The organism is Streptomyces sp. NPDC022552, assembly GCF_055561875.1.
Genome location: NZ_JBVHGJ010000007.1, coordinates 346,963 through 356,870, shown reverse-complemented (window position 1 = coordinate 356,870; position 9,908 = coordinate 346,963). Strand labels below are relative to the sequence as shown.

General features: G+C 70.2%; 10 protein-coding genes and 1 rRNA gene. 9 read left to right on the top strand and 2 right to left on the bottom strand.

Annotated elements, in window-relative coordinates; translation table 11 throughout:
- From rrf to ACZ3OF_RS21265, 9 genes are all read left to right on the top strand, one after another.
- A 5S ribosomal RNA gene (gene rrf / locus ACZ3OF_RS21305) occupies positions 1-92 on the top strand; the annotation flags it as partial.
- A gap of 72 nt (positions 93-164) precedes the next feature.
- Positions 165-812 carry an HAD family hydrolase gene (locus tag ACZ3OF_RS21300; RefSeq protein WP_361671448.1) on the top strand — a complete coding sequence of 216 codons (648 nt, stop codon included), beginning with the start codon at positions 165-167 and terminating at the stop codon, positions 810-812.
- A 43-nt stretch (positions 813-855) separates the two neighbouring features.
- On the top strand, positions 856-2,055 hold the full coding sequence (locus ACZ3OF_RS21295) for an MFS transporter (protein ID WP_361671450.1): 1,200 nt from the start codon (positions 856-858) through the stop codon (positions 2,053-2,055).
- Complete coding sequence (locus tag ACZ3OF_RS21290; RefSeq protein ID WP_361671452.1) at positions 2,024-3,202, top strand: acetoin utilization protein AcuC; 1,179 nt, start codon at positions 2,024-2,026, stop codon at positions 3,200-3,202. The genes ACZ3OF_RS21295 and ACZ3OF_RS21290 overlap by 32 nt, the downstream gene beginning before the upstream one ends.
- Before the next feature lie 90 nt (positions 3,203-3,292).
- On the top strand, positions 3,293-4,108 hold the full coding sequence (locus tag ACZ3OF_RS21285) for a phosphatase (RefSeq protein WP_361671455.1): 816 nt from the start codon (positions 3,293-3,295) through the stop codon (positions 4,106-4,108).
- Between the two features lie 128 nt (positions 4,109-4,236).
- On the top strand, positions 4,237-4,446 hold the full coding sequence (locus tag ACZ3OF_RS21280) for a helix-turn-helix domain-containing protein (protein ID WP_158988220.1): 210 nt from the start codon (positions 4,237-4,239) through the stop codon (positions 4,444-4,446).
- 121 nt (positions 4,447-4,567) lie between these two features.
- The gene (locus ACZ3OF_RS21275) at positions 4,568-4,666 is read left to right on the top strand and encodes a 30S ribosomal protein bS22 (protein ID WP_003948845.1); all 99 of its coding nucleotides are present in this window, start codon (positions 4,568-4,570) and stop codon (positions 4,664-4,666) included.
- A 194-nt stretch (positions 4,667-4,860) separates the two neighbouring features.
- Complete coding sequence (locus tag ACZ3OF_RS21270; RefSeq protein ID WP_361672144.1) at positions 4,861-5,901, top strand: NAD-dependent epimerase/dehydratase family protein; 1,041 nt, start codon at positions 4,861-4,863, stop codon at positions 5,899-5,901.
- A 2-nt stretch (positions 5,902-5,903) separates the two neighbouring features.
- Positions 5,904-6,992: a lysophospholipid acyltransferase family protein gene (locus tag ACZ3OF_RS21265; RefSeq protein WP_361671457.1), complete on the top strand. Its 1,089-nt coding sequence runs from the start codon at positions 5,904-5,906 to the stop codon at positions 6,990-6,992.
- A 62-nt stretch (positions 6,993-7,054) separates the two neighbouring features.
- Here ACZ3OF_RS21265 and ACZ3OF_RS21260 read toward each other — a convergent pair whose 3' ends face one another.
- Positions 7,055-8,260, bottom strand: coding sequence for a DUF5667 domain-containing protein (locus ACZ3OF_RS21260; RefSeq protein WP_361671460.1), 1,206 nt, complete (start codon positions 8,258-8,260; stop codon positions 7,055-7,057).
- A gap of 342 nt (positions 8,261-8,602) precedes the next feature.
- A complete protein-coding gene (locus ACZ3OF_RS21255) occupies positions 8,603-9,394 on the bottom strand; it encodes an ECF subfamily RNA polymerase sigma factor, BldN family (protein ID WP_361671462.1) in 792 nt (263 codons plus the stop codon).
- Between the last annotated feature and the right edge of the window lie 514 nt (positions 9,395-9,908).

Here is a 9,908-nt window from a genome sequence, read left to right as displayed (position 1 = left end):
CGCCCGGTTACATTCCGAACCCGGAAGCTAAGCCTTTCAGCGCCGATGGTACTGCAGGGGGGACCCTGTGGGAGAGTAGGACGCCGCCGAACAATCATTGTGGGAAAGCCCCGCACCTTCTGGTGCGGGGCTTTTCTGCGTTTACGGGCACCTATCGTATGAACATGCGCTATGAACTGGTCGTCTTCGACAACGACGGTGTGCTCGTCGACAGTGAGCCCGTCGCCAACACCATCCTGGCCGGCTATCTGACCGAGCTCGGGCACCCCACCTCCTACGAGGAATCCCTGCGCGACTACATGGGTTCCGCAGTGCATCGCGTACACGATCTGATCGGGGAGCGGACCGGGCAGCGGCTGCCGGCCGACTTCGACGAGACGCTGCACGCGCGTACGTTCGCCGCCTTCGAGCGGGAGTTGGAGGCCGTCGCGGGGGTGACCGACGTGCTGAAGCGGCTGGTCGCCGAGGGCGTTCCGTACTGTCTCGCGTCCTCCGGGTCCCATCAGCGGATCCGGGTCGGGCACCGGAAGACCGGGCTCGACGCGTGGTTCCGGGACGAGAACGTCTTCAGCGCCGAGGACGTCGGGCGGGGAAAGCCGGCGCCCGACCTGTTCCTCCATGCCGCCGCCCGGATGGGCGTCGCCCCCGAGCGGTGTGTGGTCGTGGAGGACAGCCGGCTCGGGGTCCAGGCCGCGCTGGCCGCCGGGATGGACGTGTACGGGTTCACCGCGATGACGCCCGAGGAGAATCTCGTCGGCGCCACCGGGTACTTCGCCGGGATGGCCGAGCTGCCGGCGATTTTGGGTCTGTGATCCATCTACCCATGGGTAGACCCGGGTCCTACGCTGTGCCGCCATGACGGATGCGCGGTTGCGGCGTGGGCGGGGATCCCTGGCGGTCAGTTTCTTCGTGCAGGGAGTGACGTTCGCGCTCCTTGTGACCCGAATACCGGCCATCCAGGACCGGTACGGCATCTCCGACGGGCTGCTGCCCGTCTTCCTGGCCGCCGTCCCGATCCTGGCCGGTGTGTCCAGCGTGGCCACGGAGAAGGTGGTGGCCAGGGTGGGGCCGGGGGCGGTGCTGCGGTGGGCGCAGCCGGTCGTCCTCCTGGCGCTCCTCGCCGTCGGCGCGGGTACGCGGCTGTGGCAGGTCGCCCTAGCCCTCGGGGTCTTCGGGCTCGCGGTCGGTGCGCTGGACGCGTCCATGAACATGCTCGGGGTGAGCCTCCAGCGGGCGTACGGGCGGTCCATCATGCTCGGGTTCCATGCCGCGTACAGCCTGGGCGGGATCGCCGGGGCCTCGCTGGCCTGGGCCGGGGCGCACTGGCATCTGCCGCTGTTCGTCTCGTATCTGCCCGTCGTCGCCGTGCTGCTGCCGGCGGCTCTGGTGGCGAGCCGGTGGTACACGCCGGGGGCCCAGCTGCCCGCGGCCGAGGAGGTGAAGGCCGACGGTGCCGGGGTCTCCTTCACGCTGCTGCTGCCGCTCTGCCTCGTCATGACCTTCGCGTACATAGGGGACTCGACGGTCTCCAACTGGAGCGCCAAGTACCTGCAGGACGTGCTCGGCAGTTCGGAGGAGCTGGCGACCGTGCCGTACAACGCGTACATGGTCACCACGCTCCTGGGGCGGGCCGTGGGTGACTTCGGGGTCCGTCGGCTGGGTGCAGCCACGGTCGTGCGGTGCGGGGCGGTCCTCGCGGCGCTCGGGTTCGCGCTGGTCGCGGTGGCGCCGGGTGCCTGGGTGGGAATGGCCGGGTTCACGGTGCTGGGGCTCGGGCTGAGCGTGATCGTGCCGCAGACGTTCGCGGCGGCCGGGCGGCTCTTCCCTGGTGCGAGCGATGCGGCGGTCGCCCGGCTGAACGTCTTCAACTACGTGGGGTTCCTGATCGGGTCCCCGTTGGTGGGGGCGCTCGGGGACGCCTGGAGCTATCGGGGGGCGATGCTCGTGCCGATGGTGCTGGTCCTGGTGACGGTGGTGTACGCCACGTCGTTCGGCTCTCGAGCGGCCCGATACGGTGGCGGGCATGAGCGGCCGCGCACTGTTGATGTGGGATGAAGCTGTCACGCAGTACGACTTCGGGTCCGAGCATCCGATGGATCCGGTACGGCTCGCGCTGACCATGGGGTTGGTGCGGGCGTACGAGCTCGACCGTGCCGTGGACGTGGTGGCGGCGAGGCCGGCCGGTGACTCGACGCTGCGTCTGGTGCACCGCGAGGACTACGTGGCGGCCGTGCGGGCGGCCTCGGCCGATCCGAGGCACGCGGACCAGGCGTACGGGCTCGGAACGGTCGACGATCCGGCGTTCTCCGGGATGCACGAGGCGTCCGCGCTGATCGCCGGTCAGTCGGTCGGTGCGGCGGAGGCAGTGTGGCGCGGGGAGGCGGCGCACGCGGTGAACTTCGCGGGCGGGCTGCATCACGCGATGCCGGGTGCGGCGTCGGGGTTCTGCATCTACAACGACGCGTCCCTGGCGATCGCCCGGCTGTTGGAGCTGGGTGCGGAGCGCGTCGCGTACGTGGATGTGGACGTCCACCACGGTGACGGGGTGCAGGCGGCGTTCTGGGAGGATCCGCGGGTTCTGACGATCTCGCTGCACGAGCACCCGCGGACCCTGTTCCCGCAGACGGGGTGGCCGGAGGAGACGGGTGCGGCCGGTGCCGCCGAGGGGTCCGCGGTGAATGTGGCGCTGCCGGCGGGGACCGGGGACGCCGGCTGGGTGCGGGCCTTCCACGCCGTCGTGCCCGAGCTGATCGCGGACTTCCGGCCGCAGGTCCTGGTGACCCAGCACGGTGCCGATACGCACTTCGAGGATCCGCTGGCGCATCTGGCGGTGTCGCTGGACGCGCAGCGGGCGGTGCAGGTGGCCTGTCATGAGCTCGCGCACGAGTACGTGGACGGCGGGAAGTGGGTCGCGCTGGGCGGTGGCGGGTACGCGGTGGTGGATGTCGTGCCCAGGTCGTGGACGCATCTGGTGGGGATCGCCGCGCACGCGGAGATCGATCCCGAGTCGGTGATTCCGTCGTCGTGGCGTGACCTGGTCTATGCGCGGACGCGGCAGCCGGGTCCGGTACGGATGACGGACGGGCGGTGGCCGGTGGCGCGGCGGGACTGGGAAGAGGGGTACGACCCTGCGGACCGGCTCGATCAGGCGGTGCTCGCGACCCGGCGGGCGGCGTTCCCGCTTCGGGGGCTGCTCCCCTGATTCCTCCGGTGGGCCGTGCTGTTACGCCGACTGTGGGGTCTCCCTGGGGTTTTGGCCCCTCGTCACCTCTGCTCCGGCAGCATCGGGAGCGTGCTGAGTACCGGGGCGCTGCGGGCGCATCTGTTGGCGGCGGGGTTGGCTGGGACCGTGGCGACCTCGCGTGAGGAGAGTCTGCGGAGCTACCGGCTCTTCGCGGCGCGGGATCCGCGGGTGATGCTGGGTCTCGATCCCGAATGGGGCTGGGGCGAGGGGGACTTGCTGCGGCTGATGGCGGACAAGTGCGGGGTGTCGGGGAATCCGGCGCACCGCTCGGGGCCCGATGTCATCGATCCGGAGCGGACGTTGAGTGCGCTGGACGCGTTCGCCGAGCGGCTGGGTGAGGTGGCCGGACGGCGGGCTCCGGTGCTGTTCGGGACCGGTCATCCGCATCGGCTGCTCGGCTTCTACGCAGCGCTCGCAGACGCTTTGTCGGCGGTGGGATGTCTTGTTCTCACACCCGCGCAGGGGCGATGTGTCGACATAACGACCCGGTTCGGTCTACGCACGTACATCCTCGACTACGCGCGAGGTGTCGCGCTGGTGCGAGAACCGGGTCTGCCGGGAACCGGGCGTGAGACGGGGGCGCACACCCACTCGCCGCTGCCGGTTAGGGCCGCTCTGGAGGGGGTCGTGGAGGACGGCTGGCCGCTTCCGGAACTTGTCGTGGGGGACCATGGGTGGGTCTGCGGCGCAGGTCAGCTCGGTATCGAGGCCATCGGGCTGGCTGATACGGACGATCCGGCGCTGTTCGTCGGGGAGGCCGAGGGGCAGGTCTCCGTGGCCGTTCCGCTTGATGATGGGGTGCGGTCCGATTACTACCGCCCGCTTACTCGCTATGTACTCAATCGAGCGTGTCTGTCACGGTAAACGGCCGATGGCTGCTCCTCTTCCCCACTCGTACCACACGCCCCTAGTCTGGAGCGTGAGCGCACAGCGACGCAGGGTCACCGGAGGGGAAGCCGGTGGGCGTCGTGTGCGGAAGGTACAGGTGGGTCATGGCTGCTGGCGATCGGCCTCTGAACGAGGTCAAGTTTCTGACCGTGGCGGAAGTCGCCTCGGTGATGCGGGTGTCGAAGATGACCGTGTACCGCTTGGTGCACAGCGGTCATCTGCCGGCGATTCGGGTGGGCAGGTCCTTCCGGGTCCCGGAACAGGCGGTTCACGAGTACCTCAGGGAGTCCTTCGTGGGGGTGGAGACAGCCTGACCGAGAGCCCTCGTACCCCTCGGATTACAACTGCGGCGCTCTGGCCGGTAGGCTAGGCCGACGTAGGTCGTGTGGGCCCAGACGCCCCGCACCGAGTGAGAAGAAGTGAGCGAGGGTAGTCGTGGGCTCTGTTATCAAGAAGCGGCGCAAGCGGATGGCCAAGAAGAAGCACCGCAAGCTGCTCAAGCGCACCCGCGTTCAGCGTCGCAACAAGAAGTAAGCGACGGCTGTAACGACGGCTGTTTGTGCGTCGAAGCGTGGCCCTTCACCGAAATCGGTGAGGGGCCACGTTTTTTTGGCCGGGTTCCACCCGGTTGCCCACGGCGGTCATCGCAGCGCAACGACGAGGCGCTACGGTGGCGCACAGGGCCCTGCGGGAGAACCCGGGGCCGAGAGCGACGGAAGGCGCTGATCTTGGGCAAGGTCGTGCTCGTCACCGGTGCGGCCCGGCATCTCGGAGGCCGATTCGTACGGCGTCTCCAGCGGGATCCCGAGGTGGACAAGGTGGTCGCCGTGGACGCCGTCCCACCGGCGCACGATCTCGGCGGGGCCGAGTTCGTACGGGCGGACATCCGCCAGCCCGCCATCGCCAAGGTGCTCGCGGAGCACGAGGTGGACACGGTCGTCCACATGGACGTCACCGGCATCGCGCTGGGCGCCGGCGGCCGTGCGTCCACCAAGGAGACCAATGTCATCGGCACCATGCAGCTGCTGGGTGCCTGCCAGAAGTCGCCGCGGATCCGGCGCCTGGTGATCAAGTCCAGTACGAGCGTCTACGGCTCCGCGCCCCGCGATCCGGCCGTCTTCACCGAGACGACGCCGCCCAAGTCGCTGCCGAGCGGTGGCTTCGCCAAGGATGCCGTCGAGGTCGAGGGGTACGTACGGGGCTTCGCGCGGCGCCGCCCGGACGTGGCCGTCTGTGTGCTGCGGTTCGCGAACATCCTGGGGCCGCGGGTGGACTCTCCGCTCGCGGAGTATCTGTCCCTGCCGGTCATGCCGACCGTCTTCGGCTACGACCCGCGGCTGCAGTTCGTCCACGAGGACGATGTTCTCGACGTCCTGGAGGTCGCCTCGGGCGAGCCGCGCCGGGCGACGCTGAACAGCGGCACGTTCAATGTGGCCGGGGACGGTGTGCTGCTGCTCTCGCAGTGCGCGCGGCGGCTGGGGCGGCCGACGGTGCCGGTGCTGCTGCCGGCGGTCACGTGGGTGGGCTCTGCGCTGCGGACGGTCGGTGTCACCGACTTCTCGCCCGAGCAGATCCGGCTTCTCACCCATGGCCGGGTGGTCTCCACGGTCCAGATGCGCGAGACGCTCGGCTTCACGCCTCGGTTCACGACGGCCGAGACGTTCGCGGACTTCGTCCGCAGCCGTGGGCCGGGGCTGCTGCCGCCGGAGATGCTCGCGGGGGCCGTGGACCGGGTCGCGGCCCGGCTGGATCAGAAGGAGCCCAGGTAACGATGGCGGACGCCAAGGTCATTCCGTTCGACGACGACCGTTCGCGGGCGCGCCGGCGGCCCGGCAGGACGGCCGGGGAGGCCGCCGTACGGGCTCTGCCGGGGCAGTCCGGGCCCGAGGAGGCTCCGTGGCCCGCCGTGCCGGTGGAGGCCGGTAGCGCGGGGACGGCCGGGAGGCCTGCGGAGGCCTCGGATGGCGTGGACGCCGCCGGGGACCGGCCGGGTGGCGCTCCGGGGGCCGAGGGGCGTCGGAGCGGGTGGGAGCGACGGCTCGCGGGTGGGCTGTCGTTCCTGCGGCGGCGTGTGACCGGTGAGTACGAGGTCGACGAGTTCGGTTACGACAAGGAGCTCACCGACCAGGTCCTGATGTCGCTGGTGCGGCCGCTGGCGGAGAAGTACTTCCGGGTGGATGTGAAGGGCGTGGAGAACATTCCCGCCGAGGGCGGCGCCCTGGTGGTGGCGAACCACTCCGGGACGCTGCCGCTGGACGGTCTGATGATGCAGGTCGCCGTGCACGACAACCACCCGGCGGGCCGTCATCTGCGCCTGCTCGCCGCGGACCTGGTCTTCATGCTGCCGGTCGTCAACGAGCTCGCCCGTAAGGCCGGGCACACGCTGGCGTGCGCGGAGGACGCGGAGCGGCTGCTGCGGGCCGGCGAGATCGTGGGAGTGATGCCGGAGGGCTTCAAGGGCATCGGGAAGCCGTTCAGCGAGCGGTACAAGCTGCAGCGCTTCGGCCGGGGCGGGTTCGTGTCGACGGCGCTGCGGGCCGGGGTGCCGATCGTGCCGTGCTCGATCGTGGGGGCGGAGGAGATCTATCCGATGCTCGGCAACGCGAAGACGCTGGCGCGGGTACTGGGCATCCCGTACTTCCCGATCACGCCGACGTTCCCCTGGCTGGGGCCGCTGGGTGCGGTGCCTCTGCCGACGAAGTGGACGATCCAGTTCGGCGAGCCGATCACGACGGACGGCTATCCGCCGGAGGCGGCGGAGGACCCCATGCTGATGTTCAACCTGACGGACCAGGTCCGTGAGCAGATCCAGCACACGCTGTACAAGCTGCTGGTGCAGCGCAGGTCCGTGTTCTTCTGACCTCCGGCCGTACGTGTGTGGGGCGCCCCCTCCGGAGAGGGGGCGCCCCACACACGTATCGGCTAGGGCGCGTCCTCGCTGTCGATGCCGAGACCGGGGAGCAGGCCCGGCAGCAGCGGCGGGAGGGTGACATCCGGCATTTCGGGTGTCGCGTGGCTGCCCGACGGTGTCGGGAGCGTCCCCGTCGGTGGGTCGTCGAGCAGTCCGCCCGTGTTCCCGCCGAGCAGGCCGTCGTCCTGTGGGGAGCCCGTGCCCGAGCCGGAGCCCGAGGGCTGGGGTCGGGTGGAGCCTTCGCCGCCCGTGGAGGGGGCGGCGGGGGAGGACGGCGGGCGCTGGGTGTGCGTGCGCGGGGTGTCCTGCGGGGTGCCGGCGCCGCTGCTCTCGACGGCGCCCTTCTCCGGGGTGCGGGGGAGCATGCCCTGGAGCGGCTCGACCTCTTCGTCTATGGCGACGAAGACGTCGTTCACCTCCTGGCCGACGTCGCTGAGCTGGACGGGCAGCCGGTCGCGCAGGCCGTTCCAGGTGGAGCGGTGGGCCTGGGCGAAGGAGTTCAGCCGGGCCATGGGCCCGATCTCGCCGTCCCGTTCGTACGCCTGGCGCAGCAGCCTGTGGCCCTCGGAGGCGTCGTGCTTCATGCCGCCGAGGACGCGGCGGATCTCGCTGAGGGATTCGTGGTCGAGGTCGCCTGCGCGCCCTCGCTCCATGAGTCTGCGTGCCTCGCTGAGCCGCGTCGACGCCTGGTCCAGGAAGATCCCGCCCCGCTCGGAGTCGTCGTCGGCCATCCCTCGCTTGATGTCCTCCATCCCACGCTTCAGCCCGTAGAGCGAGTCACCGGGGAGGGCGTCGGAGCTGGCAGCGGCCACACCGCTGAAAGCGCCCGCGGCCACACCGACCGTGAGGCCGCCCGCGGCGATGCCCTTCGACCAGCGGGAGCGGGGGCGCAATTTCCGGAGCGGGGAGGCCCGGTGGGCTCCCCGCCCGCTCGCCGTCCGTTGCTCCGGCACCGTAGGGCCCGCGGCCGCGCTCCCCTCCGCGAGCATCGCTTCCATGGCGGCGACGAGCTGCGCTCGTTGCACCACCTTGACCTCGGGGTCCATCTTCGGTCTCGGCAGTTCGCCGAGACCGTTCGCCAGGGCCAACAGCCGCCCCTGTTCGGCCGGTTCGGCCGACGCCTCGGGCTGCTCGGCCGTCGCGTCGTCGGGCGTCCGGTCATCCAGGGCCTGGGCGAAGGCGTTCGCCCGCCGGTGCGCCGATACGTTCGCGATCACTGGCGGCACCTCCTCTCGTCATGACGGTCGACTCCCCCGGGTGTCCGGAAGGTTGCACGCCTTGAACACATCCACACGAAAGAGTGAGTGGCTGTGGGCATGGCGTGACCACAGGGAGCCTGCATTCCGCACAACGAGCGGCGCGGCACTTGGGTTACGCGCGAAAGATGATCGGACCAGTGCGTCATCGAGGCGTCACCGACTGTGAGTTGGACGGGGGTCGGGGGACGTGGGGGGAGTGGGGACTGTGGGGATGGGGGGACGTGGGGGTGGAGCGGGGCGTGAGCGGGCGAGCGGGCGCGGCGCTCGGTGGGTGGGGGGGCGTGTGGGGGTGTACGGCGGTCAGCGGGCGTCTTCCGGGAGCAGGCGTGCGAGGGTGCGCACGGCCCGGTACTGGAGGGTCTTGATCGCACCCTCGTTCTTGCCCATGACCCGGGCGGTCTCGGCGACCGAGAGGCCCTGCAGGAAGCGCAGGGTCACGCACTCCTGCTGCTGGGGGTTGAGCCGGCGGACGGCGTCGAGCAGCGCGGCGTTGGAGAGGGACTCCAGGACGGAGTCCTCGGGGCTGCGCTCGACCTCGTTGGCGTCGAGCATCTCGCCGGTGGTCACCTCCAGCCGGAAGCGGCTGGACTTGAAGTGGTCGGCGACCAGGTTGCGGGCGATGGTGACCAGCCAGGCGCCGAAGTCGCGGCCCTGCCAGGTGAAGGTGGAGATCCGGCGCAGGGCGCGCAGGAACGTCTCGCTGGTGAGGTCCTCCGCCGTCGCCTTCCCGCCGACACGGTAGTAGATGTAGCGGTAGACGGTGTCGCTGTACTGGTCGTACAGGCGGCCGAAGGCCTCGGCCTCACCGGCCTGGGCGCGCTCGACCAGATCCATCATGCGGGCGCTGTCGCTGTCGGCGGTGGGGCGGCGGGCGGCGGTCGAGGTTCCGGTGCCGCTGCGGCTGCCCCGTCTGCCGACAGCGGCACCGCTCTCGGCGAGGGCATAGCAGGGACCGGCGGGTGCCGGGGCGGCGAAGGCAAAGGCGGGGACAGGGCCGGCGTACGCGGTGGGGACGAAGCCGCGCAAGTGGTCGAGGACCGTTGCGCGCAGCGTAGCCAGGCCCGAGGCGTCAACCCCGACGTGTGGGTACACGGGACTCCCAGAGGCAGAGCTTCCATCACGTGCAGTGCGGGACCGTTCACTCGTCGTGGCGACGTGTGGGTTCCGTTGTGCGTCTGAGGAGAATAACGCTTCGTACAGGCAGCGCTACACCCAGTTGCTCAAATCATCGATTCCGTCGCATCCGTTACTACTTGCGGACGGGATCCTTAGCACTTGGTGACCGATTGTTGATCGCATTGCTTCCGAGTGTGACTGCGTGCACGCTCTGTTGTGGTCGAGTGCTCAGGCGGGGAGTGATCTGCGCCGCTGCTGGGTAGGGTGCCGCGAATGCGCCCGAGTCGACCTGTGCGGCGGTGTTCGACCACGTACGGGTGAGGGCGGCGGTTCCGGGGTTGTCGCAGACGATCGCAGCCGAAACGTATCGGCAGCGGGTGGCGCGCCGGACGGTGTCGTCGCGTCGGGCGGCGCGCCGTGTCGGGCGGCGTGGACGTGTCGTGCGGGGCCCACGTGTCCGTGCGGTGTGCCCACGCGTCGGGCGGGGCCC

What these genes read in the sequence shown, in the direction of transcription:
- ACZ3OF_RS21280 (WP_158988220.1), top strand. Translation starts at nt 4,237, where the DNA reads ATGGCTGCTGGCGATCGGCCTCTGAACGAGGTCAAGTTTCTGACCGTG.
- ACZ3OF_RS21295 (WP_361671450.1), top strand. Translation starts at nt 856, where the DNA reads ATGACGGATGCGCGGTTGCGGCGTGGGCGGGGATCCCTGGCGGTCAGT.
- ACZ3OF_RS21300 (WP_361671448.1), top strand. Translation starts at nt 165, where the DNA reads ATGCGCTATGAACTGGTCGTCTTCGACAACGACGGTGTGCTCGTCGAC.
- ACZ3OF_RS21265 (WP_361671457.1), top strand. Translation starts at nt 5,904, where the DNA reads ATGGCGGACGCCAAGGTCATTCCGTTCGACGACGACCGTTCGCGGGCG.
- ACZ3OF_RS21290 (WP_361671452.1), top strand. Translation starts at nt 2,024, where the DNA reads ATGAGCGGCCGCGCACTGTTGATGTGGGATGAAGCTGTCACGCAGTAC.